At 47.6% G+C, this 25,082-nt stretch carries 24 protein-coding genes and 1 riboswitch; of the genes, 13 read left to right on the top strand and 11 right to left on the bottom strand.

Going from position 1 to position 25,082, the window contains the following annotated elements; genetic code table 11:
• Position 1: 1 nt before the first annotated feature.
• Positions 2-1,018, bottom strand: a complete 1,017-nt coding sequence (locus HHL17_RS11030) for a DUF7638 domain-containing protein (protein WP_169224770.1) — start codon at positions 1,016-1,018, stop codon at positions 2-4.
• A gap of 111 nt (positions 1,019-1,129) precedes the next feature.
• A riboswitch (cobalamin riboswitch) is annotated at positions 1,130-1,336 on the top strand.
• A 114-nt stretch (positions 1,337-1,450) separates the two neighbouring features.
• On the opposite strand from HHL17_RS11030, the gene HHL17_RS11025 reads away from it, so the two are divergent.
• The gene (locus HHL17_RS11025) at positions 1,451-2,806 is read left to right on the top strand and encodes a DUF5074 domain-containing protein (RefSeq protein WP_169224769.1); all 1,356 of its coding nucleotides are present in this window, start codon (positions 1,451-1,453) and stop codon (positions 2,804-2,806) included.
• Between the two features lie 116 nt (positions 2,807-2,922).
• Complete coding sequence (locus tag HHL17_RS11020; RefSeq protein ID WP_169224768.1) at positions 2,923-4,482, top strand: S41 family peptidase; 1,560 nt, start codon at positions 2,923-2,925, stop codon at positions 4,480-4,482.
• Here the strand turns inward: HHL17_RS11020 and HHL17_RS11015 are convergent.
• Positions 4,462-5,265: an alpha/beta fold hydrolase gene (locus HHL17_RS11015; RefSeq protein WP_169224767.1), complete on the bottom strand. Its 804-nt coding sequence runs from the start codon at positions 5,263-5,265 to the stop codon at positions 4,462-4,464. The genes HHL17_RS11020 and HHL17_RS11015 overlap by 21 nt on opposite strands.
• 138 nt (positions 5,266-5,403) lie before the next feature.
• Here HHL17_RS11015 and HHL17_RS11010 point away from each other — a divergent pair, with 138 nt between their 5' ends.
• The 3 genes from HHL17_RS11010 to HHL17_RS11000 are packed head-to-tail and all read left to right on the top strand — an operon-like array spanning position 5,404 to position 8,115.
• Positions 5,404-6,216: an AraC family transcriptional regulator gene (locus HHL17_RS11010; protein ID WP_169225957.1), complete on the top strand. Its 813-nt coding sequence runs from the start codon at positions 5,404-5,406 to the stop codon at positions 6,214-6,216.
• 40 nt (positions 6,217-6,256) lie between these two features.
• A complete protein-coding gene (locus HHL17_RS11005) occupies positions 6,257-7,804 on the top strand; it encodes an FAD-dependent monooxygenase (protein WP_169224766.1) in 1,548 nt (515 codons plus the stop codon).
• 50 nt (positions 7,805-7,854) lie between these two features.
• The gene (locus HHL17_RS11000; protein ID WP_169224765.1) at positions 7,855-8,115 is read left to right on the top strand and encodes a DKNYY domain-containing protein; all 261 of its coding nucleotides are present in this window, start codon (positions 7,855-7,857) and stop codon (positions 8,113-8,115) included.
• Between the two features lie 110 nt (positions 8,116-8,225).
• Here the strand turns inward: HHL17_RS11000 and HHL17_RS10995 are convergent, their stop codons facing one another.
• Together HHL17_RS10995 and HHL17_RS10990 are read right to left on the bottom strand one after the other, a co-directional pair.
• The gene (locus tag HHL17_RS10995) at positions 8,226-9,512 is read right to left on the bottom strand and encodes a TULIP family P47-like protein (protein WP_169224764.1); all 1,287 of its coding nucleotides are present in this window, start codon (positions 9,510-9,512) and stop codon (positions 8,226-8,228) included.
• 67 nt (positions 9,513-9,579) lie between these two features.
• Positions 9,580-11,118 (bottom strand): TULIP family P47-like protein, encoded by a 1,539-nt coding sequence (locus tag HHL17_RS10990; RefSeq protein ID WP_169224763.1) that lies wholly within the window; start codon positions 11,116-11,118, stop codon positions 9,580-9,582.
• Positions 11,119-11,407: 289 nt separating this feature from the next.
• Here HHL17_RS10990 and HHL17_RS10985 point away from each other — a divergent pair, with 289 nt between their 5' ends.
• The 7 genes from HHL17_RS10985 to HHL17_RS10955 all read left to right on the top strand — a co-directional run bounded on the left by HHL17_RS10985 (position 11,408) and on the right by HHL17_RS10955 (position 15,950).
• Entirely contained in the window at positions 11,408-11,980 is a 573-nt protein-coding gene (locus HHL17_RS10985; protein WP_169224762.1) for a hypothetical protein, read from the top strand.
• Between the two features lie 3 nt (positions 11,981-11,983).
• The gene (locus HHL17_RS10980) at positions 11,984-12,634 is read left to right on the top strand and encodes a hypothetical protein (RefSeq protein WP_169224761.1); all 651 of its coding nucleotides are present in this window, start codon (positions 11,984-11,986) and stop codon (positions 12,632-12,634) included.
• Positions 12,613-13,407, top strand: a complete 795-nt coding sequence (locus HHL17_RS10975; protein WP_169224760.1) for a sensor histidine kinase — start codon at positions 12,613-12,615, stop codon at positions 13,405-13,407. Before HHL17_RS10980 ends, HHL17_RS10975 begins: the two co-directional genes overlap by 22 nt.
• A 10-nt stretch (positions 13,408-13,417) precedes the next feature.
• Positions 13,418-14,089, top strand: coding sequence for a response regulator transcription factor (locus tag HHL17_RS33375; protein WP_206155961.1), 672 nt, complete (start codon positions 13,418-13,420; stop codon positions 14,087-14,089).
• A 75-nt stretch (positions 14,090-14,164) separates the two neighbouring features.
• Positions 14,165-14,710, top strand: a complete 546-nt coding sequence (locus HHL17_RS10965; RefSeq protein WP_169224759.1) for a GNAT family N-acetyltransferase — start codon at positions 14,165-14,167, stop codon at positions 14,708-14,710.
• A gap of 192 nt (positions 14,711-14,902) precedes the next feature.
• Positions 14,903-15,283 carry a hypothetical protein gene (locus HHL17_RS10960; RefSeq protein WP_169224758.1) on the top strand — a complete coding sequence of 127 codons (381 nt, stop codon included), beginning with the start codon at positions 14,903-14,905 and terminating at the stop codon, positions 15,281-15,283.
• A gap of 220 nt (positions 15,284-15,503) precedes the next feature.
• Entirely contained in the window at positions 15,504-15,950 is a 447-nt protein-coding gene (locus HHL17_RS10955; RefSeq protein ID WP_169224757.1) for a YybH family protein, read from the top strand.
• On the opposite strand, the gene HHL17_RS33825 is transcribed toward HHL17_RS10955, so the two are convergent.
• From HHL17_RS33825 to HHL17_RS10935, 4 genes are all read right to left on the bottom strand, one after another.
• Positions 15,951-16,766 (bottom strand): helix-turn-helix domain-containing protein, encoded by an 816-nt coding sequence (locus tag HHL17_RS33825; protein ID WP_169225955.1) that lies wholly within the window; start codon positions 16,764-16,766, stop codon positions 15,951-15,953. It abuts the gene before it with no gap.
• 91 nt (positions 16,767-16,857) lie between these two features.
• Positions 16,858-17,604, bottom strand: a complete 747-nt coding sequence (locus HHL17_RS10945) for a hypothetical protein (protein WP_169224756.1) — start codon at positions 17,602-17,604, stop codon at positions 16,858-16,860.
• Positions 17,605-17,615: 11 nt separating this feature from the next.
• Positions 17,616-20,990: a TonB-dependent receptor gene (locus HHL17_RS10940; protein WP_169224755.1), complete on the bottom strand. Its 3,375-nt coding sequence runs from the start codon at positions 20,988-20,990 to the stop codon at positions 17,616-17,618.
• A 174-nt stretch (positions 20,991-21,164) separates the two neighbouring features.
• Complete coding sequence (locus HHL17_RS10935) at positions 21,165-22,187, bottom strand: FecR family protein (protein ID WP_169224754.1); 1,023 nt, start codon at positions 22,185-22,187, stop codon at positions 21,165-21,167.
• Between the two features lie 275 nt (positions 22,188-22,462).
• On the opposite strand from HHL17_RS10935, the gene HHL17_RS10930 reads away from it, so the two are divergent.
• Complete coding sequence (locus tag HHL17_RS10930; protein WP_169224753.1) at positions 22,463-23,041, top strand: dihydrofolate reductase family protein; 579 nt, start codon at positions 22,463-22,465, stop codon at positions 23,039-23,041.
• A gap of 17 nt (positions 23,042-23,058) precedes the next feature.
• Here the strand turns inward: HHL17_RS10930 and HHL17_RS10925 are convergent, their stop codons facing one another.
• The 3 genes from HHL17_RS10925 to HHL17_RS10915 form a co-directional block, all read right to left on the bottom strand.
• Positions 23,059-23,661, bottom strand: a complete 603-nt coding sequence (locus HHL17_RS10925) for an RNA polymerase sigma-70 factor (RefSeq protein WP_169224752.1) — start codon at positions 23,659-23,661, stop codon at positions 23,059-23,061.
• Between the two features lie 75 nt (positions 23,662-23,736).
• Complete coding sequence (locus tag HHL17_RS10920; RefSeq protein WP_169224751.1) at positions 23,737-24,525, bottom strand: hypothetical protein; 789 nt, start codon at positions 24,523-24,525, stop codon at positions 23,737-23,739.
• Positions 24,526-24,593: 68 nt separating this feature from the next.
• Positions 24,594-25,010 carry an Imm70 family immunity protein gene (locus HHL17_RS10915; RefSeq protein ID WP_169224750.1) on the bottom strand — a complete coding sequence of 139 codons (417 nt, stop codon included), beginning with the start codon at positions 25,008-25,010 and terminating at the stop codon, positions 24,594-24,596.
• Between the last annotated feature and the right edge of the window lie 72 nt (positions 25,011-25,082).

Raw genomic sequence — 25,082 nt, 5'->3', positions numbered from 1 at the left:
CTTATTCATCGCTCTCCTCTTTGGGTGTAGGCACCTGTATAGTGGGTAATTTTTCTCCCATAGCTTTTGCTACCCGGTAGTGGGACCAGTTCTCAATTTCCTGTTCACCATAGATGATCATTCTTACGGCTGTGTCTTTGGTATCCATGTCTCCGACATACATTTTCTGGTGGTCGGGCACCGCCTCATAACTAATTTTCAGCTGCTCTTTATTGTTGAGTGTTGGATGATCAATGTAGCGTTGATACGCCTCTCTGCAAACATCAATAGCTGAGGGCTCTCCTTTTAATTCCTTAATAAGATCTCTGACTTCAAGTAATTTCTCTTTTATGTCCGTGGTATATTGCGCCTCCTGAACAGTAAAACTTCCAAGGCCATATATATTCACGATGGAACCAGCTGGGATTTCCGAAACGATTATTTCTTTATTGATCAACTCCTCAAATTCTTCGAGGTTGATGTCTACCGTTTTTTCCAAACGAGACAGGCTAATAGTAAGGTCTGGGAAAACAAGCACTTTCGTCAGATAGTATTCATTATTAACCTTGTAAAACAGGTTTACGCTCTCACCGGTTATTTTCTCCGGAAACAGATCATTGGGTGTTCTTTTGTGTTCTTTGTAAACTGATCCATTTCCGCTCTCCCCTATTTTAATGCCGTTAACGGTTTTCTGGCTGTATTGATAGATGTTTTCCAATGCCGGATTTAGTTCTTTTATCAGCTTCAAAACATAATCAATAAAACTTTCCTTGTCAAACAACCAGGAACCGTTGATGATTGTCCAGCTCCCCAGACCGTGGATTGAAATTTCATTGTTATCCGGAATCCCTGATACTACCCAGCCTCTCCTGACATCTTTCTTAAAGTGTTCGATGTCTTCAAAATGCCAGCATTCTACTCTGCCATCTGCATAAACATCAATATCAACAAAGAAATAACTGCCATTGTGGATAATAGCAGGAATTGAAAAGCCTTCGATCAGTTGTTTTCTATATACTCTTGTGGTCGGGTTAATCATCGTTCTTTTTATTTTTTAAAGCCAGCGTTCATTTGGCTAAAGTATTATTTTTTACGCTCCTATTCAAACAGCCCTTTCCGTTATATTCATCTCTTTTTCAATAATTTATTGTACTTTCGCGCCGCGATTGGTTTTTAACATACGTTTCACGATGTTAAAATTAATAGGGAATCAGGTGCAAATCCTGAGCAGACCCGCTACTGTAAGTTCTGTATCAACACTCAGACATCTACTTGCCACTGTTTTTAGTGAATAAAAATGGGAAGGCCGTCTGAAGTGAGAACAAGCCAGGAGACCTGCCATTGCGGATAATTTTTAAAGCTTCGAGGATAGGGCTTTGAATACAACTTGCACTGAAATTATTTCGGCGTCTTATTGTTTTCGTATGTCATCTGGTAGGCTATCAAGCTAGTCAATTAGTATTAGAAATTTATGAAAAAAAGCGTTTTCGCATTTGGGGCGTTCGTCGCCGTTGCATTGGTATCCTGTTCCAAAAAAGACTCCACTGAGCCAATGCCGGTTGGAACTGCCGGAGTAGAAATAATAAATGTACTTTCCCAAAACGGCGTAGCACAGGAAGACACCCTGATTTTTAAAGCAAAGGCGCCACAGGGCAGCACTTTCACCTGGACTGTAAACGGCAAGGGCACCACCACCACCGACTCCATCTTTAAATTTGTTTCAACTGATTTGGGTGAACACACCATCGCTGTCACCGCCTCCACCAATAACCAAAAGGCTTCGTCCCAGGCAAGTGTTGCCGTATATGGGAAATACAAATACGGCACATTCGTATTAAATGAAGGCAACATGACAACGGAGAACGGATCGCTGACATTCATCAGTCCTAAAGGCGTAGTTACTGACAGCGCTTATTTTAAAGCCAATGGTACACAGCTCGGCAATGTGGCGCAGGACCTGTACATTAACCAAAACAAAATATACATCATCTCCCAAAACGGCAAAAAGAACGCGGTGGGCGCGTCTTTTAACAATGACGGCCTGCTGATAGTAGCCAATGCCGAAACGCTTAAAAAAGAAGCTGCTTACAACGATGAACTGGCAACGCTTAGCTGGCCTACTCACGTAGCTGTATTAAACGAAGAAAATGTGATCATCCGTGATAACAATGGTCTATACAGATTTAACCCCACCACCAAAACCCTTACCTTTATTAAAGGCTCCAGGTCCGCTGCCAAGCTGACCATGGCTGTTTCCAACAACAAAATATTTGCTGCCGCCGGTTCTAAAGTATTTGTGGTGGAACCCAATAAAGATACGCTCACCTATGCTTTGGACATGAAAGCTTCTGTTAGTGGCGTGGTAAAAGCCAATGACGGCAATATCTGGGTATCTACAACGGGAGCACCTTCTAAAATTTCCAAAATCAACTACAGGGATTATTCCTTAATAAAATCCAACGACATCATCACCGGTAGTGTGAGCGCTGGTTTTGGAGCTACGCCCGGTATCACAGCCAAAGGTGACACCCTCTATTTTAGTGGCGCCGGTACCAAAATATACCGCCACGTTTTCAGCATGGGTTCTACAGAATTTATGGTGGACGCCAAAACAGTCGTTGAAAACGCCAACATTGTGTATAACAATATCGCCGTACATCCTGTTACAGGTGAGGTTTACCTGAATACCATCAAAGCCTATGGCAGGGATTACCTGATTAATAATATCAGCACTTTTAATTTTAACAATAAAGCTGTTGTAAGCGCTAACTATAAAAACTATACGAATTTCCCCGCTGGTATCTTCTTTACCGAATCCTATAACTAAATACACCTACTGATAAAAGAGGTTGTCTTAGCCCTAAGACAACCTCTTTTTATTAAACAAATACTGATATCTTTATAGGGTATCCTATTACCCTGAACATAGGATACCCGATGGTTATGAAAACGACAACGAAAGTACCGTTACAGGCATTTCTTTTTATTGCCCTGTTATTGGTTGTATTGGCAGGCTGCAACAATCAACCCGGGAACAAACAGTCAACTGACAAAACTCCGGGCGGCGATACCAGCCTCCAGCTGTTGTCCGAAACCAACATGAAAGAAGACCTGTCCATTTTATTTACTGCTTTCAAGGATATTCATCCGGCTTACGGTCTGTATACACCGGATGACAGCATGGCCAATTTATATCACCGCATTGCCGGCACCCTCCAGCAGCCCATGTCTGAGGACGAGTTTATGACCGCTATCTCCCCTTTGGTAAGCGCTTTAAAATGCGGACATACCCAGGTCAAACACTCCGCCGGCTATAAACCATACACTGGTGATAAAACATTCCGTTTACCATTCAAAGTTTTAGTGCAGGACAACAAAGCCTGGGTCACCTACCACCAGGCAAAAGCGCTCAGCACCGGCGACGAATTGTTATCGGTGAATAATATCCCTGTGGCAGCCATCATCCAACACGGCGGTGATTTATATGCCATGGATGGCAACAATCATACTTTCAAGGAATTGTTTTTAAGCGAATACGACGGGTTTGAAGATGCCTGTAATAAGTACTACCGATGGAAGCCTCCCTATAATATCCGTATTCGTACGAAAGATGGCAGTGAAAAATCGGTGACTGTTGACACGGTTTCCTCCAAAATGCCGCTGGCGGAGCAGATGAAAGAAATTGATAATTATGATACATGGGTGGTTTCCAGGAAAACCGGATATCTGCCACTACGCTATCTACCCAATGCTTCTGTGGCCTGTTTTGAAGTACATACCTATCAATATGAGGACACGGCCATCTATCAGAAGGCTTTCCGGGAAATACATGAGAAAGGCATCAGGAACCTGATTATTGATTTGAGGCACAATACAGGAGGTGATATAAGAATAGCCGCTAAATTAGTGACCTATCTCGCAGATGCGCCTTTTCAAATGGTGGGAGATGTATGGTCGAGGGTGCCCGACCCCACGAAGACCCCATTTGAACGCTATTTCGATCATGAGATATCCGGTAGTTTCTCCCAGAGCTTTAAACCAAGGAACATTAAAACAGATGGGCACTACCAGGTTGCATTCCAACCGGTATTTGGCGATTTAATGGGCAACACAAAACTGGCATCAGCTGATCACTATACAGGCAACTTGTTTGTACTGATAGATGGCGCCACGTTCTCATCCGGGGCTCATACTGCGGCGGCGATTAAACAACACTGCCGCAAGGCGATATTCATCGGCCGGGAGACCGGCGGCGGATCAGAGGGCTGCAGCGGCGGCACCACTCAACACCTGACACTGCCCCATACCGGGATACAAGTCGATTTTCCATTATTGAGATTGGTGTCTGTGCTAAAACACCCGGTGAAAGGACGTGGCATACTACCGGATAAAACAGTGCATTTTACGCCGGCAGATATTGTTACGCATAACGACCCCGATCTGAAAGCCGCCATTAACATGATTGACAATAGTGCCTTACTGTCAGGTAAAAGCATCCATTGACGACAGGAATGTTTTGACCGTAGCCGCAAAACGCTCCGGCTGGTCCATATGCAGACTGTGACCAGCTTCCGGTATTTGCGCCACCTGCAACCGGGGATTAAGACGTTGCAACGTCTCCGCAACAGCCATTGAAACCACACCTCTGTCGCCCAATACAAGGAGAGCAGGAATATCGATCTTACTCACTAACTGACTGTAATCAGGATTGGGTGGCGTAAGCACATCAAATGCCGCCATACTGGTTTGAAGCCGTGCCCGGGCAAATAGTTCCCATGTTTCCGGCGACCGGTGAGGATGTCTGGTCCGGGCTTCCGCTATTAATTCATCCAACGACAAATTAAGCACCTGACGATGTTGATCCGCCACATTACTATCCCGCACTTCGCGCTGCACCTGTGGGCTCAGAAATGTAGGGTCGGCCAGGACCACACCACGGAGCAGATCAGGTTTACGGCTGGCCACCACGGCTGCTGTCATCCCACCCATCGAATGTCCGATAAGCACCGGAGCAGGCAGCCTTAAAGCATCTATCAAACCGGCAACATCATTGGCAAGATCTTCGTACCGGTATCCATAGTCAGGAACGCTTGACTGACCATGCCCTCTGGCATCAGGCATAATGACGTCATAGTCATGTGCCAGTGTACGGGCCAAACCTGTCCAGCATAAGCCGTTGGTCATTAGTCCATGCAGCAGTATCACCGGTGGTTTACCTCCCCCGGTCCTTGTGTAGTGTATCTGAATATTGTTCGCTTCGCAGACGGCAGTTTTCCAATTGGTCATCACTTATTTTTTTTCCGGTTATAAGGCTATAAACTTAGTTGGATAGTATGATCTTTTGCAAAATAGACAGAAAAATGGATAAAGCCGGACGCTCCCGAAGAAAGCGTGCCAATCCCCTCAAATGTGCTACCTTTCAGTATGCTGCATCAGGAATTTGACCCGCCGGAAGCACTACGGGACGCCATAAAATGCTTCTGGTACAACCGAAGGGATTTCGGAGAACAACAATCGAGTTTTGAGGTATTACCGGATGGTTCCGCCGAAATTATTTTTCATTTCGGAAACTGTAGTATTACCTGCAATGGAGTTTCCCAGTCGTTACCATCACCATTTATCATGGGCCTGCTCAATCAGCCTGTTATCGTTACTACAAAAAACCGTTTTGAGGTTATTGGTATCAGGTGTTTCCCCTGGACGGTATTCGATTTACTCGGACTACCACCAGGTAAGGATGGCGTGCGCCTGTTTGAGCACCCGATCTCCCGGCTGCAACCTACTTTAAATAAGTGTATCCGTGCCGGTAAGATAGCGGAAGCCCTGGACCATGTAAAAACATACTTTCTGAATATACGGTCACAGACGGCGGTTGACAATACCCTGTCCAAAGCGGGGGCCGCCCTAACCGCAGCCAAAGGGACCATGCCGGTAAGCCAGGTTGCGGCGGCAGCCCACGCAACGGTACGCACGCTGGAGAGGAAGTTCAAACTATCATCCGGCCATACGGTCAAAGACGTGTCGGGCCTGATGCGCTTTGAGCAGGTACGCAACCATTTAATACATTATCCCGATACCAACCTGGCGGGCCTGTCCGTTGAGCTGGGTTATACGGACCAATCCCACCTGAGCAGGGAATTCAAGCGCTACAGCGGCGTCACGCCGGCTGCATTCGCACGGAAAGCAAAAAGAGGAAAACAAGCAAACAGCGATTTTGTCGCGTTTGTACAAGCCTGACCCAAACACATTCAGGAATTTTGTGTCTCAATCATGCTATATGAAAGCAACACAAGATCAATTTCTTCACGATGTGATTATTTCCGGCGCAGGGCCTGTAGGCCTGTTCCTTGCCTGTGAACTGGCGCTGGCCAACTGTTCTGTCCTTATACTGGAAAAGACCGATAATCCATATTCTCCACTGAAACAACTTCCTTTCGGGATGCGAGGACTCAATACTCCGACTATTGAAGCACTTTACCGTCGCGGGCTGCTCCATGAACTGGAAATACACAAACGGTTCCAAAACCCGCACAGCTATCAAAATAAAGCGCCACAGGCCCGCCGGCAGGCAGGACACTTCGCCGGTATTCCGTTTTATGACTACAATATCGACGCCTCACAGTGGCCGTACCGCCTGCCAGGTTCACCTGCCAAACATCTGTTAACCGAAATGGAGGAGCTGGAAACAGTGCTGGTCCGCCGTGCCGAAGCCCTCAGCGTAACTATCATACGTGGACAAGCCATTACAGGCTTCCATCAAACCGCTGACGAGGTAACTGTTCTTTCCGGCGGCCAGTCTTTCAAAGCTAAATGGCTGGTAGGCTGCGATGGCGCCCGCAGCATCGTCCGCAAAGGCGGCGATTTCGAATTCGCCGGTACCGAACCGGAATTTACCGGCTACTCCACGTTAGTTGATATCGCCGATCCGGAGAAACTTAAACCTGGCCGGAATATAACGCCAACAGGCATGTACCTGCAATCCCAGCCCGGTTATGTGATCATACAGGACTTTGATGGCGGCGCCTTTCACCGTTCGGAAAAGCCTGTCACGGCCGAACATGTGCAGGAGGTACTACGCCGCATCTCCGACACCGACGTTACCATCAATGCGCTGCATATCGCTACCACATGGACTGACCGGGCGAGACAAGCCACTGCCTATCGCCACGGACGGGTACTGTTAGCAGGTGATGCCGCACACATTCATTCACCACTGGGCGGCCAGGGGCTTAACCTCGGACTGGGCGATGCCATGAACCTGGGCTGGAAGCTCGCCGCCACCATCCATCAGAGGGCGCCGGAAGGCTTGCTGGACAGCTACTACACGGAACGGCACCCGCTTGGCGCACAGGTACTGGACTGGTCACGCGCGCAGGTAGTCATCATGAAACCGGACCCGAATGCCCGCGCACTGCAAACAATTGTCCGTGACCTGATAGACACACATGACGGCGCTACCTATATCGCCGAACGGGTATGGGGCATCCACACCCATTATCAGCTCGATGGCCACCACCGGCTGACAGGCTACAGCGTTCCGGACTTTGAGTTTGAAGACGGTGTAAGAATGGGTGACTTCATGCACCACGGTCAGGGCGTACTGCTTGATTTTGATGAGAACGCGTCACTGAAAGCGCTGGCAAACGAATATGGGGAGCAAATCAGGTACGTTTCCGGCAATGTAAAAGACCGGTTAGGCCTCATCGCAGCACTCATACGCCCTGATGGAATGATCGCCTGGGCCGCTGACAACACCCCTGATTACAGCGAACTGCAAAAGGTGGCCGACCGTTGGTTTATGGGCGACGTTGTCATCAAACGTTAATATGTATATTCTTTCTTAACTTGGCGGGAAAGCTCCTAATTAACCTGATCATGTGGACCCAACCCGCCAGTTTATCATCAAAAAAAGAAGCTAAAAAAGCCGCCCCTGCAACATTTCAGGCGTTAAACTTCAACTATGGGCGGGATGCAAAAAACATCTATGCACAGGATGGCCTTCTCGAAAATGCCGACTACGAAACATTTGAAGTAATCAATAACCAGGTGACACTTGCAAAGGACAAACATTCTTTTTATCACTTTGGGAGTGTGATTTCAGAAGCCGAATTTAAGGAGTGGATGGAGCAGGCTTAATCCGGTTCCGCCCGTGAAAACAAATCGTGTATCATCTCATCATTTTCACAAGCCTCTTTAAATGCTGGAATGAATTCCTATAAAAAGATAAGGCATTGTAACGTTTACGCCTATAGCAGATTACCCTGCATATAAAAACCCATGTTCAAAGATGCCGTCTGAACATCCAGCCGCTCTGTCCCGGTCCACTGTACTGATGTAGGCGGCTTCCTCGTGAGGGTCAGATATTTCCCGGCGTCAGCAGTCAGGGACTTGGCGATGCTGCTGCCAATAGCCTGAACAATCAGTTCAATAATGGCCCTGGGAATCAGTCCGAGGAACCACCAGTACCAGGGGATATGCACTTCCTTTCTGTAAGAAGGATTCGGATCGGGCAGGAAGTCCAGTATTTTGCTGGTATTGTTGTAAATGGCCCTGTTTTTCGGATCAATCCAGAAACGCATGCTCATACCCGCTTTCAGGTCGCAACTGCCTTCGTATTGACTGGCGAGGCCATCGCCGGTGGTGGTGAGCTTAAAAGAGGACAATACCGGGTAATACCAGATGGCGCCCGATTTCACGCCGTTCATCGCGATCGTCTGTGTGTTCTGGGCGCATCCTCCTGCGTTGTTGTACACGAAATAAGCCGGCGTAGCGCCATTACCGAATACAGCGGGCAATGCGGGCATCATCACATTTCTTAGAAAAAGTTCTCTTGAAATACCGAACGATGCATCGTAGCCGGGAGCCAGCAGCTGACCATCTACCTGCAGGGGAAGGCCCGCGATGTTGCGGTCGGTAGTGACGCTAAGGATGGCCAGGGCGCCGGGAGCATTGGCCCTGCTCATATAGGCGTAGCCTGATCTTACGGGCGTAAGCCAATTGTTGGAACCGGGCGGCACCAGGTTGACCGTAGCAAAAACATACGTAATCTGACTGGCATTTTGCATGACGACTGTTGCCAGGGCCACCATCAGCAGGGCACGTTGCGCCGGGTCCAGTTTACCATCCAGATCATGTAAGGCGACAGGGGTGATATTGCCCGGTTTCGGAGGGTCTCCCGGCTCGCCTACAGACCTGATATCAAATTTCAGTTCCTGTGACGGTGTCAGTGTTTTTCCTGGTAACATCGTCAGCTGAACAGCCACCACCAGCGCCATGCCGGCAAGGTCGTATTCCTGTCCGGTATTGGTAAACACTACTTTGCCGTTACCAATGCCGAGTTTCATGTAGAGGATAGCGCCGGAGCCGCCTTCCACGATCTCCCAGCGGGAAAAGCTTCCGGTAGCGTCAACCGGCAATTCTTTGTTGTTGCTGGTATCGAATTGCAGTACCAGTTTATCTTTATTAGTAAGAAGGGATGCGTTGATTTTATCTGCCGTTACCACATATACAGTATCCCAGCCGAAAGTGTTCATGGTGTGAGTTTTTGGGAGTGAAGGCGTACCCGGGCAACCGATGGTTGCCCGGGTGAGATAAAAGGGGTTAACGGTCAAGTTTGCCACCGATCTGCAATGAACCGTTCATTTCCGCCTTTTCGGGCGTGAAACCGGTAGATTCGGGCCACTTGATATCACCAGTAGCATCCGCCACCATACCACCGATAGATGGCAGTACTTCCGCAGCTTTGCCTTGCACTACTTGTGCGATGATGGAGGGAATGGCAGCAATGATGCCTACGATGATGGCCACGATCACATAGGCAACCACTCTCTTTAATGTCTCTTTGAGCATCACTTTGGCTATTCCGGCAGTACAACCGGTAATTGCAGCGATGATAGCATCCGTAACGATGGCCCAGGTAGCAATTTCGTTCCAGCTGTTTGTTTTACCGACCCTGCTCTCTTCAAAGTCGAGCGTTTCACCACCGCCATTCGGTTTCTTGACCAGTTTTATTTTGTAGTACCCTGTGTTTTGGATATATACATCTATCCCAAGGCCCACCGATACCTTTACTTTGGTGTTGACCTGCATTTCATCACCTACTATCTGGTAAGTGAAATCCTGCAGCCATGGTGTGTAGTTGATACCATTGACGGGGATTGGGTCCAGTTCTACGTCATTTCCCACTTTTTCGATCACTGTGTTGTTACCTGTCACGATAAAGGTGCCCTCTGAAGCTCTGGGAAATGCGGTACTCATCCCCGGCAGCACCATGTTGTTGAGGAATTTTTTAGTGGAGATGAGCAAGGCAGAATTACAGCCCTGGGGGATACTGGATGGCGGCAACTGGTTGCTCAGTCCTTCAGCACTGTCGCCCGATGTCATGTTCAGGACACCGAAGTAGCTGGTTTCATCAGTGGGACCGTTGAAGTAAGCATAACTGGTATAGGTGGGCTTCAGCCACTGAAAAGCTTCTTTGGCTGCGAGAGCATTAATGTTCACCACAGTAAAAACATAGCTAAACAAATTCACATTTTTATTGAGCCATATGGACAGCGCACCTCTGAACAGCGTATCCATCATGGTGTCGGGTTTGCTGGTACCATAGTCTATAGACTGGATCACTACAGCAGGATCATTGGAGCTCCGTGCCTGCGGGTTGGCCACGAGGAATTGTGGTTTGCCGTCCGTTGCTTTTCCGGCGGTGGCTTTGCCGGTAGGTTCCTGCGGCAGGTAGGTCAGCTTAATAGCGATAGTAGCCGAGCCATCATTGAATTGCAGGCTTTGGTCGTTAAAAGCCATATGCGCCTCAGGCATGGGCAGCTCCATGAACACAATGGCGCCGGAACCGCCGCGTACCAGTTTCCATGCATTGAATCTTCCACCAATGTTCCAGTTTTCAGATACTACATCGTGGAATTCCTTCGGATAACGGGAACTTTTTTCCAGGGTTGCATTCACTACCGGCAGCCTGATAGAGTTTACGGTATCCCAGCCAAGGGTATCCGCTTCGGTGGCCAATACCCCCGCCGGCATCTGGTACTTCTTTACAAATATTTCAGGCTCTATGTCCTGCAATTTGGGCATCTGAAACGATTTGAAAGTGGACAGTGCATGCGGGGTTAATGTCTGTGTCGTCATAATCAGTGGATTTTCTTTTTATTACTGCCTACTCTTTACGGTTTTCGGCATTCCCGTGTGATGCTGGTAGCATCAACCTTACTTTGTAAAGTTGCATAAGATCACAGATGGTGGTAAGAGGAGAATTGAGTATTTTTGAAAACAGATATTACTATCCGTTTTTGAAAAAGGAGCAGGTATTTATACCTGTTTTTGAGGGGCCGGTGTGGCAGCTGCATGCTTTTGTAATTACATTGCAGCTCGTTGGTATTCGCCATTAACTATCACCAAAAATAAACCACAGTTTAAGATGAAGCACCTTTTCTCCCTCGCCCTGTTATTGGGCCTTGTTGCCGCAGGATGCCAGAACCAGCCATCCCCCGGCAGCAACAAACCGGATACACCCCCCAAAACCGATTGCAGCCAAACCCCGGACAATGCAGGCCGTGTACTGGCCAACCTCGTAACTGCCCGCCGCAATATTTACTCTTATGACAGCCTTTGCCATAAACACTGGGATGGCATCCCGCCCATAGAATCCTATACTATCCGCGCCGTAGATCTCCTGGCTGCCATGGGCATGCCCACAGACCTCGCCGACTCAGCGATGTGCCGCTTCAAACATATCCGCGTATATCTCGGATTCCAGGACAAAGTGGGATTCAAACTATACATCGTACCGGTAACGGGCGCCTGCCTGCAGGACAAGAACCCTTCCAAGTGGACCGCCGGCAGGGATGTTATCCTCAACAAAGATGCAAACCCCATCATCGTGCCCATCGATTCAGCAGCGATCGCTGAAACAGACAGGTACGTGCTGGACCTCAACGCGCCCTGCCCGAAAACCTGCCCGATAGAACCCACCGTTAAAGCAGACAGATAATCTATGAGCTTCTCAGAAACTGTAATAGTGTTATCACACGTGCCTATTTTGGTCACGGTAGTATATGCCGCCATACATTATGGCACATTTCCCCGTGAACTGAAAGTGTTCTCATGGTTCATTTTCCTGTCCGGCATCATCCAGTTCACCTCCCTGGGATTCTGGTTCAACAGCAAAAACAATATGCCGTTGCTACACCTGTATGTGGCAGCGGGGTTCCTTTGCCTGGCATGGTTCTACAACACTATCCTCAATAGATTCATAGACGCAGGAATAATATGGCTCATCGCCATATTATTCCTGCTCTTTACGATAGCCAACTCTCTGTTCATTCAACCTGTGCATACTTTCAACTCTATTGCATTAACAGTAGAATCCATCCTGATCGTCATCCTGTCGCTGTTCACCTACCGGTTCTTTTTGAGTGACATCGTCAAAGAAACCAGTGGCGCCAACATCAAAAGCCTCACCTGGATCAATTCAGGATTGTTCATCTACTACTCTTCCAGCATATTGATATTTTACTTTGGTTCTGTTATCACGATTGACTTCAGCAGAAACCTGAATTTGTACGCCTGGATATTTCTTGCTTTTTTCTCCATTGTAATGTATACCTGCTTTTTTATTGGCTTATGGAAACGATCAAAGACCTGAGTTTTCTAAATGCATTACTGCCGCTGGCAGTTATCGTTTTCATCATCGGTATCGGGGTGGTGTTTCTGAACCTGCATTTTCAAAAGAACCTGTCTATACAGAAGCTCAAACGGGAAGCGTTGAAGAGCGTCTATCAACGTGACCTGCTCCGCTCCAACATACAGGCTCAGGAAGAAGAACGCAAACGCATTGCGCACGACCTGCACGATGAACTGGGCGCTGTGATGTCTATCATGCGCATGCATCTCATGGTGCTGGAACAACAAAGCAGCAACAGCTCCCAGCAATTGCAGGAAGGGCTGGAACATGTACGGCAATTATCAGAAACTGCACTGGCAAGCATCAGAAGCATCAGCCATCGACTCATGCCGCCACAGCTGGAGTCATTCGGACTGCCGGCAGCACTGGAATCGGTAACAGAACAGATCAACAGCGCCGGTGAGATAGACATCGAACTGAATTGTGATGACTACTCAGAGGACCTGCCCTGGCTGGTGAACCTAGGCTTGTTCCGTATTATTATGGAGATGATCAACAACACGCTCAAACATGCCGGTGCCAAATCAATCAGGATAAACCTTTTCCGTCGCGATCAGGAACTGGTATGCCAATATACAGACGACGGCAGAGGATTGCCGGATGACAATACCAACAGAGGTTTAGGCCTCAAGAGCATGGAAGGCCGGGTAAATGCACTCGGCGGAAAACTTGAAATGGGCAACCGGGATACAGGCGGATACTACGCCACTGTTCGATTAACATTAACCGTTTAATACACCACCTATGAAAAAAGACATCAACATTGGATTAGTGGAAGATCAGGCACTTTTCAGAGAAGGCATGAAAGCCATTATCAACAGATGGCCGGACATGCAGGTAATTTTTGAATCCGGCGATGGTTACTCCGTGCCGGACAAATTGCAGCAGGCTGCTGTGCTCCCGGATGTTATGCTGGTCGACCTCTCGCTGCCGCCGGATGGCGACAGGGAATACAGCGGTCAACATGTTACCCAGGCGCTGACACGTATCTACCCCGACATGAAAGTCCTCATCCTGTCTGTACATGATGACGAACATTTCATCAACCTGCTTATCCAATGCGGCGCTCATGGTTACCTGGTGAAAGACAGCGCCCCACAGGAAGTACAGGAAGCCATCATCGCCGTACATACGAAAGGGTCTTATATCAATGAACGCGCCCTGAAAGCATTACAGCTCAAAACAGCTAAAACAGTCAGGCATAAACCCCAGAACCTGTCTATCACTAAAAGGGAAGAAGAGATATTACAACTGGTATGTAAACAATATACCGCAGAGGAGATCGCACAGGAACTTTTTATCAGCGTGAAAACAGTTAATGGCCACCGGAATAACTTGCTACAGAAAACAGGCTCCCGCAATGTGACCGGACTAGTCCTATACGCCATCCGGAATAATATCATATCGCTGAAGTAATACATCTACACCGAAGACAGGCATCCCATCCAAAATACTTACATTGCAGGGGTAATCGCGTAAAAATCCCGTAGCATGCCTTCAGTATCAGATGATATTATCACCGAAAGATTAACGCTCCGATTATTAGGAAATGAAGTAAGGAACGCCTGCCTTGCCGGCGATCTCTCCCAGGCATCGCATCTGCTGGGAGCAGCAGTGCCCGAAGCATTCCTGGAACACCCCAGCAGTCTGCAACACGACCAGAAACAACTGGTGGCGGATGCCAACTATGCTCCCTGGTCTTCCAGGGCTATCATACTCACCGGGGAAATGCAGACCATCGGTCTTATCCGCTTTCATGCCGCCCCCGACCCTGGTGCCTTAAAGGAATATATGAAAGGAGCGGTGGAAGTGGGCTACCAAATATTTGAACCTTACCGGAGAAAAGGATATGCCCGGGAAGCCGTAACAGCCGCATTCGACTGGGCACGCCATCATTTTCAGGTTGATCGTTTTATTGCTTCGGTATCTCCCGATAATCTGCCGTCCATGAACCTGATCAAATCCCTTGGCTTCACGAAAGTGGATGAGGTAATGGATGAAGTGGATGGTATGGAGTACGTGTTTTCCTGTCCATAACAAAATCAATATCCTTTCTTATCCTTTGATAGTCAACTTCATCATTTTTGGTTGAATTTAAAAAAGGAGGTACTTTGCACCACCCCGAAGCGTTAGCGTTGGCTTACCTGAAAACCACGTCCCTTTTAGTCTGGTGCCTAAGCCATATCTTACCATCCCGTCTAATATAAACTATGCCGTACCTTTAGGACAGTGAAGATTAAAGATATGATAACCGAAATAATTAGAAAATATGGGCATTTTTCCGACGCCTTGGTTCTTGGCTTTTCTTTTGAGAGTAATGTCTATTCTTCTTCCGGCAAAGGAAAAATTGAAGTTCTCATTAATTGTATGAATAGTGAAAATGATTTTGAATGGGAGAAGGTTAAATTAGTCTTTGAAGAAGTGATGTGCTTCCGGCTTATTGAAAACAGAAATACTTCTTCTGTAGTAGTTAACGCTGCAATGCTTAATCATGATAATGGCGAAATAGTTTTCGATTTTTTTCCGTTGATGTTTAATCACAAATTAGTGGAAAATCCAGAATCTGATTTTGTTATCAGATGTAAAAGACTCAAATATATGGTTGTTTGATATTTTATAAAATCACCGAAGTTTTGCAAGACCTGCGCATAGCGCAGGTCTTCTATCAATTATACACTGACAGCCACCGTATTATCGCCCCAAAGCGTCGATGAGTATCTTTTGAAACTCATGGAGCACGACCATACGTTTATTTCCCATAAGCAACCCCTTGTTCGCAATTTTACAATTCCACGCCACGCAAAAGCACTTGTTTTGTAGAAAAAAACAGATGAAACAACTCCTCATCGTAAGCTTATTGACCTTCGTCTTCGTCGTGGCCAATGGCCAATCTGAAGATCAACCGTTAAAAGCAGCCAGGAAAGCGATCGAAGCCAGCAACGCTATTTATTCCGATTTAGCCAATAAAAACGATGGCTCTATTCTGACAAGGTATACCGACGATGCCTGTCTGTACCCGCCCAATGCGGCGCCGGTGCGCGGCAAAGACAACCTCGCAAATTTTTTCAAAGGCGGCCCAAAAGTACACTGCAAATTCACCATCCAACACCTCTATGGCGATGGCCAGACATTTGTCACGGAAGAAAGTTATTATGAAATGACAGACTTGAAGGGCAACAAAGTAGATGATGGCAAAGTCATCGTCATCTGGAAAAAAACAGCCAACGGCTGGAAGATGCACCGGGACATGTTCAGCAGCAACCACCCGGCGAAATAACTAAAAACCGATGTTCACCACCTGCTGAAAGGCCACATCATTTTTTATCAGTCGCTGCCGGGCCTCAGAAGGCGTAATGCCGGTAAATTTTCTGAACTCCTTGATAAAATGCGCCTGATCATAATACCCAGTGTCATAGGCCACCGCGGTCAGTGATGCTGGAGTATCCAGCACCAGCCGCAGGCTTCTGTTGAACCGTGCTACCGCTACCAACGCAGCCGGACTAATACCGATATGCTGCAGACAAAGTTTCTGGATATATCTTTCAGAAATACCGGATTCCCGGGCGATAGCGGGCAAGTCCAGTTTATCATCTCCCGATAAAAGCAAATGCGAAAGCTGTTGTACAACAGTTACTTTTTTCAACTGCTTTTCATGTTGTTTCAATTGTTCCAGGAGGAACTGTTCCAGCACCCTGATTTTATGCCCGATGGTAGCGGCTTCCATGATCCTGTTGTATAACTCCCGGTTCTCCTGCGAGCGTACATCATACAGATCAGTGGCATAATTGGTAAATTCAGAAAGCGGATTCGAAAAAAACAAAGCGCCGGCATGTGGATAAATACGGGCTATCAGCACGGTAGTACCTTTCGTGACCGTAAGCCTGGTAGGCAGGGTGAGATGTCCCAACAGTTCTATAGCGGGAGTGTCTTTTCTTCTGCCGTTGATGATGGTGGCGGCTGATCCGGATATATTGATAACGAGATCTATGTATCCGCTGGGATAAAACACCTCGTTATCGAGATCTTCCTCAATCGTCACAACGGTATAATTCTTTATGTAAGGCGCTAAAATGGCCGACGGCAAACATTGCATCAAAGCAGGGCATAAGGTGTTCCCTATTAAAGTTAATCTACTTTTTCCATAAAAAAAGCGAGCCACGCTGGTGGCTCGCTCCCTGTTAATATTAGTTCAGGTATTGGGTCAGTTCTATACCCTGAATCCCCATGAAGTTACCGCCATCCGCATATTCCTTTATCAACATCAGCGCTCCTTTATCGGGCTTGGGCACATTCATAAGCACGATGCTTGTTTTGGAATTATCGAGATACAGTTCTGATGGACTGGCTGCTTTCACCACCTTGAGTGTCATAGAGGTATAGGTTGCAGGCACAGTTAGGTCTGCATAGGCGTTCCCCTCTTCGTTCAGCGGGTATACTTTCCGGATGGTAGGCTGCCCTCTTTTCGCTATATAGACCTCTATCGCAATGTCTTTCACCGGAATTTTACTAAATGTTCTTTCCGGGAAATTGACGAGTATTCCTACATTACCGGGTGTTGGCTTAGGAATTTCCGGCAGCTTGTCAATGAGAGAAGTACCATCATAATAGAATTTGACGGTATTGGAAAGAGCGGCGCCGTCAATCTTTCTTTCCAGCAGTTGTACCCCCTTGCTATCGAAAACAGAAAAGGTAGTAGGGCCGTTGGACACCTGTTTTGTGCTCACCTTCCCCTGAAAATAGTGGGATGATCCATCTTCTGTCGCCTCCACTACCCTGTTCCCCAGCTTCAACTGCAGGGAGTCTGCCGCTATATAACCGTTAATATTGATGTCGATGATTTTATGTTCAGGATAGAGTTCCTCCTGCGATTTGGTACAGGAAAAAAGAGACAGGCTTACTATTAAAGCTGCCAGTTGTTGTGATATCTTCATGCCATCTTTTTTTAGAATTTGTAATTCAGGTTTAACGTGAACCGCCGCCCTGTGTGTGCCTTATAGGTGACCTGGTCCCCTTTGTCGTAGTTATCGGATTTGCCCGGTTGTAACACGATATGTTTGTTGTAAAAGGCCGGATTACCTAACCGCGGGTCCATCCTGTTATTTTCATTCTTTACTTCCGCATCATATCCATAGCTGGCAGCATTATTATAATACAGGATGCTTTCATTGAAGAGGTTGGAGATATTGAGCACCACTTCCAGGTTTCTATTTTTCAGGCACTTATAACTCAGCTGCATATCCACTTTTCCATAAGGGTTCTGCAATTCGGCGTACTTTAATTCAGACCCTACCAGCATGTATTTCCTGCCGGTTTTATTGTACAGCACATTGACACCCCAACTGTCAGTAACATAGGCCAGTCCCAGGTTGTAGCTGTAAGGCGATTGGCCATACAAAGGCCGGTTGTCCCGGTATACAATTTCCCTGGAGATAGCAGCGCCGTTTTGATCTTTTTCAAAGGGATCACCATTCTCGTCGATAGAAGTGCTGCCATAGGTATCCACCCTACTGTTGTTCAGAGAGAGGTTTCCGGAGAACCGCAGGTTCCGCAATGTTTCATCAATAAAACCGAAATTTTTCTGAACATCCACTTCCAGTCCGTAAACCTGCGCCCTTTTTGAATTTTTCAGGGTGAATTCACTCTTGTTGGTGGCGGAAAAGAAGTTATACATTTCAATGGGGTCGGCAATGTCCCGGTAATACACACCGGCAGACAGTACGTCACCTGGCTCGGGGTACCATTCTGCTTTGAAGTCATAACCATCCGTCACGGAAGACTTCACGGGCGCGTTCCAGATGTAGGCAGAATACACAGGATCATAATAGGAGAACCGGTTTCTTTCTGCAAACTGTGGCCTGGATACGGTCTTCGCATAGGCTACGCGGAAGTTGAAATCACTCCAGGGGCTATACGTAAAGTTGACGGAGGGTAAATACTGCCATTTCTTCTCTTCCGGAAGCGGGGCTGACGTCGGACCAAACCGGCCGTCGTTAGGATTCTGCAGCTCTTCGTATTTAAAGTATTCGGCCCGCAGTCCCCACACCAGCCGGAACTGTCCAAAATGGTTATCAAACATGGCAAAGGGCGCATGTTGGTACATGTTACCTTCGTATTTGGAATTGCCGGCAACGGTGGGCAGCCAGGCAAACCCGTTTTCATGGAAGTTTTTAGGGTCCTGTAACTGAGCAGCGGAAAGATACCAGTATTCCCTGGAGAGGTTATTGGGCAGGTTGTACAGCCCTGCTTCAAAATAATCCTGCACACCGGTCCTTTTGGCACCGAAGTATCCTACTTTGAAAAGCTGTTTCGCAGCATAGAGCTTAAAAGGAAATGCGGCAGCCACGCTCCAGTTCAAATCCCTGCCTTTGTAAGCATAGTTCCCCCGGCCAAATGGAAACCTGTTGGTACTATTCACCACATTGGTTGCCGGATAATGAATCACCTCATCATTGATTTTCACATTGGAATATCCCAGGTAGGTAACATCTTTCTGATCTCTTCTGATCTCTGTATGGGCAAGGCTCCAGTCGATATGCATGAATTGCAGGTCATGCCGCCCTTCCAGCTTATTCTGAATGAAATTGGTAAACAGCGGCCTGTTCACTTCTTCTATCCCCGGGATGTCTGTTTTGTAGTTTGTCTGGTCTCTGTTCCAGCCTTTCACCTGGGTAAAGTCCTGGTTGAAAATATGAGAATAGATATTGCGGAATGCCAGTTTTGTTTTACCTATCTGTAAACCCATGTTCAACAAACCTCCCCAGGTGGAGTTAACATTGTAGGTATTCCCTGTATTGAGGTATTGGCGGTTAGGGTGGTCATCTGTCAGATTAAGGCCCAGCGCGCTTTGCCAGCCACCCCTGGTGATAAAGTCGATTTTTTCCGTTTCCTGTGAATTTCTGAAAGACAGTGCGCCAACGATACCGAATTTATTTTTCTTTTCCCTACCGAGATGGAACACTTTACCACCAGCCAGTTTCACATTCAAACCTAATGGCGTGGTACTGGAATAAGTGGTAAAATTATCATGGGCAAATAATTTGGATTGCTCATACAGATTCTGGTTTTTCAGCGCATGTCCATTGTTCTCCTGCGCCAGCTCCAGCATGTTTTTCAGCTGACTGCTCTGCGGGAGAGACCTGCGGCCGTCATGAAAACCGAGATAATCATATTTTCCCGCTTTGGGTCCCAACTGCTCTTTGAAGGTACTGAGGTCGTTATAGGAAGTACCGAGGGAAACGGTCAGGAAGTCCTGGTCAGGAATATCTTTGGTATTCACCTGTACATATCCGCCGGTGAAATTGGCATTCATATCCGGTGTCGGCGTTTTGCTCACCACGATATTATCTATCATGGCGGCTGGTATCAGATCGAAGGAAAACGATTTCCGGACAGGTTCTGTGCTGGGCTGAGTGATGCCGTCTATCGCGGTTTCATTCCACCGCTCTCCCATTCCGCGTACCACTACGTATTTTTTGTCGATGGTAGTTAAACCGGTCACACGGGCCAATGCGTCTGCCGCGTTGTTGTCCGGGCTGCGGGATATTTGTTCCGCAGAAATCCCGTCAGACAATTCCACGGCGTTCTTCTGTTTCGTCAGCAATCCCGATATGCTGGCTTTTTTGTACCCGGAGGTGATCACCACCTGGTCCAGCGTGTTGGTTTTGGCTTTCATGGCCACCGTCAGCGGGGTGCTGCTGTTTTCATTTACCACCACGCCGGTGATACGTTGTGTCTGAAAGGAGATATAGCTGATTTCCAGTGTATAGTTGCCCGGCGTAACGGTCAGCATGTAGCTGCCGTCAGCGGCAGACTGTGTGGCCTGACTGCCGCCTGCGATGCGGATGGAAGCGCCGATGAGCGCCTCACCACGGTCACTGATGATCTTACCGGTAATGCGGCCGGGCCGTTTATCCTGCTCCTTTTGCGGCGCAGTGGGGCTGCCGGCGGGCTTTTCATCGATCATGACATGATCATTGCGCCGGGTATAACGCAGGTTGGTGTTTTTCAGTACCTGTTCAATGGCGTTTTTTACGGTAATGTTGCCGGCATTGACAGACACCTTTACCGCTGCATATTTGTTGATATCGTCACCATAAACGAATTTGACGCTGCTTCTTTTTTGTATTTCGGCAAGGGCTTCTTTAATGCTGCGGTTGGACAATTGCAGGCTGATCTGCTGATTGTCGGCCTGCTGGCTGCTGGCGGTGAGCGGCATCATCAGGATAAACAGGGCTATTGCAGTAATGGAAAGCTGAAGCAGCTTTCCCGTTCGGAGAACAACCGTCAATAATCCTGATAAGGATATATTTTTTTGCATATTATTGTAACTGTTTTTACTGGTTAATTTTTAATTGGTAAATGTTGCTGTAAAGCCGACCGGACTTCCACATCGTTGGGCTTTGGCAGCTACTGGTGTCCTGCCTCCGGCGGGACACTTTCTTTTAGGAGAGAGGTCACGTAACTTTTTTGTTCATAGGCGCTTTTTAAGTTTTTATTTGATGATGCATGTTTTTCCATCGGCGGAAAGGTGGTAGCTGAATTTCCCTACGAAGCCCAGCATGTCCAGCACGCCGGTGAGGGAATCGGTGGCGGAGAAGGTGCCGCTCACTACGTGTTTTGCGGTGACTGTTTTTTCAAAGCGGCATGTTACGCCATAGCGGCGTTCCAGCGCCAGCACCACCTCAGCCATCTGCATATCGGTAAAGACCAGATCACCCGCTTTCCATTGTTCTATACTGCGGATATCTGCCGCGCTTTGTATGGCTTTCCCTGTTTCAGGCTGCCAGGTGATTTTACGCCCGGCTGTGAGCTGCGCCAGTTCCGTCGTTTTTTCTTCCTGCAGGGCGCTGATGCTGACTTTACCGGTGGTGACCACTACCTCCTGTATTTGTCCTTCGTAGGCGGTTATCCGGAAAGCGGTGCCCAGTACGCGTGTCAGCAGGACGCCGGACCGTATAGTGAAGGGATGAATATCATCCGGTGCCACATCAAAAAAGGCTTCTCCGCTCAATTCAATGTCCCTGCCTGTTTGAGGATAACTATCAGGATATTTAACACTACTGCCGGCCGCGAGGTATACCACGGTGCTGTCTGGCAATACGTGGCGGCGGGGTGCGCCCTTTGCGTTGGTCATTTCCACATAGTGAACAGGCCTGCGGCTCTTACCGAATTTCCATAACGCCAAACCGGACAGCATGATCAGTCCGGTCCATATAGCTGCATAGCGGAGCACTTTGCGCCAGTGAATAGCAGGCTTTTTTTCAGCAGCCATACTGGCTTCATAGGCAGCTATCCTTTGTTGCATTTCCTGTTGTTTCTGGCTCCACAGCTGCTGCATGGCGGCGCTTTCTTCCGGTGGATTGTCCCATACCATCATTTCGCGCCGGCGCATCAGCGCATCCAGCAATGCCCGGCCTTCCCCGGTATCCAGCAATAGCTTCGCCTGCCTGAGCTCTTCGGTGGTGCAACGGCCTTCCAGGAATTTTTGAAGTAAGTAGCTGTCTGCTTTTCCCATTGTTAGCATTTATATAGAAGAACAGATGATAACCCGACCGGCTATACGTCCCTCTATTGATGATGACGCCTAAATGAATCCGGCACCACCTATGCGGGAAAGATTTTTTTAATAAATGTCCAGGTCAAATCAGGGTATAAAACGCTGTAACCTTTTACTGGCAAGCATTACAGTAAAGGCTAAAAAAATGCCGCAATTGCCCCCTCGATTGTCGCGCTGGCCCCTCTTATGTTTTGTGAGGTCGACTTACATTTGAAAAACAAAATCTTTTGATCATGCGAAAACTAATGATGAAAATGTCAATATCTCTCGACGGTTTTGTTGCCGCTGCCAATGGTAAAGGCGACTGGATGTTCAAAGCCGCGGACGAGAAGTCATCGGCCTGGGTGAGGGAACTTTGCGAGTCTGCGGGGCTGCATATTATGGGCAGCAAGAGCTTTCATGATATGGCGCCTTACTGGCCCACCTCGCCCCTACCTATTGCCAGGGCGATGAACGAGATCCCTAAGGCTGTCTTTACCCAAAAGGGGATGACAATTCCTCCCGCAGCCGATCAGTCGCCTGCCGCGGTTTCCTGGGCCGGGACGCGAATTTTCAACGGCGACCTGGCCGGGGAAATCAGGCAGCTCAAAGCTGAACCGGGACAACCGATCTTAGCACATGGAGGGGCTGGATTTATGCGGAGCCTGATTGAAACAGGACTTATAGATGAATATCATTTAGTGGTGCATCCCGTAGCCCTGGGAGCCGGACTACCGATATTCAGCGATCTGTCCCAGCCACTTGAGCTGAAACTGGTGGATACGAACGTTTTCCCGGGAGGAATTGTTGTACATACTTACCATCCGGCGTAAGCTTTACACATACCGCGTTACCAAAGGGAGGATGGAAAATCACTGAGTAATAAAAGAGGGATAACTGCGGAAGGCACGTTTTCTTTCAGTCTTTTCCGCAGACTGTTCAACGCCGCCACCATATAGTTCTCCACCGTATTGACGGAGAGGTTCATCCGCCGGGCTATTTCGGGGTAGGTAAGATGCTCTTCCCGGCTGAGCATAAACACCTGGCGGCGCTGTGGACTGAGTTCGTTGAGTACAGTGCGGTAAGTACGTTCAGCTTCTTCTGCCAACAGGCGGTAATCTGAGGGCCTGTCCTCCTGAAAATCTTCCTGTATAGTATCAAGACCGGCCATCACCGGGATGTTGCGGCGCATTTCACTGATCACACGATTACGGACGGAACGGAACAGGTAACCAGAAAAGCTGCTGTTGATGTGAATGTCGTGGCGCTTTACCCAGAGATGGAACAACAGGTCCATACACAGCTCTTCTGCCCTCATGGCATCATGGATGTAACGGCTGGCAAGACGGAACATGCGGGGGTAATATCTGCTAAACATCTCATTGTATGCCTGCATGTCGTCATGCTGACAACATTGCCACAACTCACTATCAGAAGCTTGTCTGTAATCCATCGGAAATATAAATTACCGATGCAAAAATCATGGTTTCAATATTACCAAAGTATTAAGTTTTTTTTCCGCTCATTTTCACTGGTCACTGGCTGCATCTCTCATGGCCCTGAAACCCTCTTTAACAACGGGTATCAGCATGGGTGTAAAAAACTGGGGCTTGAACACGATATTTTTCGTTTCCTTATTTACAATCCACTGCCAACGTCTCGCCAGCACAAAATCCAATCGTTGTTTTGGGGTGAGTCCGGGTAGTGTATAGTAATCCGTATGCTCTCCCTCCTTACCGGAATTCTGGCGGTAAGTACCGGTGATGGCTACTTTATGCTGCCGCTCAAAATCTTTTATCATGGCAGCGTTTTCAGCTGTGCGTTTCCATTGCGGATCTTCCGGGCAACAAGCAGACCCATAACTTTCGCTCCGGTATACGATCAGGGTATCTACAGGCACGTGGGGAGTAATATATTGCAGCTTGGGTTGTTCTCCCTGCACACGAATACTATCCACTGTAATGGTCCCCTCTCCTCTGCGGATATGATAATAAATATTGGTAGTGACAGGTTCTGCACACATCTTGTTTTTAGTAGCATGTACAGCTACCTCATGATAATATTTCCAGTCCGGAACAATCAGCGTAAACTCCCTGATATCCGGATAAAACGTATTGGTGGCCGTAAACGGGGCCACCGGAACGTGCGCACCAAGAAAAAACACATAATTTGAATCAGGGTGTTCCACCAGCGGAATGTCCACCAGGTAATTGCCCGCCGCTTCAGCGACATGTTTATCATCAATCATCACTACGTGATCATATGATTGCTGCAGCCTGCTGCTATCTGCTGCCGCCTGCGGTTTTGCCTGTGCCATACAACCTGAACTTAAAAGGATGAAGCATAATTGTTTAATCATCATGGCAATTCTTTTTTTTAAAAATCCTACATCGACCGGATGATCAATGGCCTTTGTGTGCTGATGCTTGTGTTTAAAGCCGTTTCAAATACGGTGATCAACTGCTTACCATCACTGGTAACAAAATAGTTGGACAAATTGGTAATGGTATGCGCAATATCCACTCCCCAGGGCGGTTGTTTGGAAAGATCCTCAATATCCCATATCACCTGGTCCGGAGACAAACCAGCCAACTCCTTTTTGATCACTGCCAACTCCTGCAACGCGGCTTCGCTTTGCGTATGGGTTATTCCATCAATAAACAGTTCATTCATCAATACAGGGAATCGGCTTCCCCAATCACTATCCTCCAGCCGGTAGACGATCGTTGAGAAAAATGAATGCAGGAAATCCGCTGTGCCGATCATATAGAAAATAGGTGCTGTAAATAATCCTACTGCCATAAAAAATATTTATATAGTTTACTATTCTGCATTTATCCGACCAACATTTCCGTTGATGTCCTCCCTTCATAC

It is taken from the genome of Chitinophaga fulva (genome assembly GCF_012927205.1).
GTDB classification, from domain to species: Bacteria; Bacteroidota; Bacteroidia; order Chitinophagales; family Chitinophagaceae; genus Chitinophaga; species Chitinophaga fulva.
The sequence above is the reverse complement of the archived record's forward strand: the minus strand, read 5'-3'. Positions and strand labels throughout refer to the sequence as shown.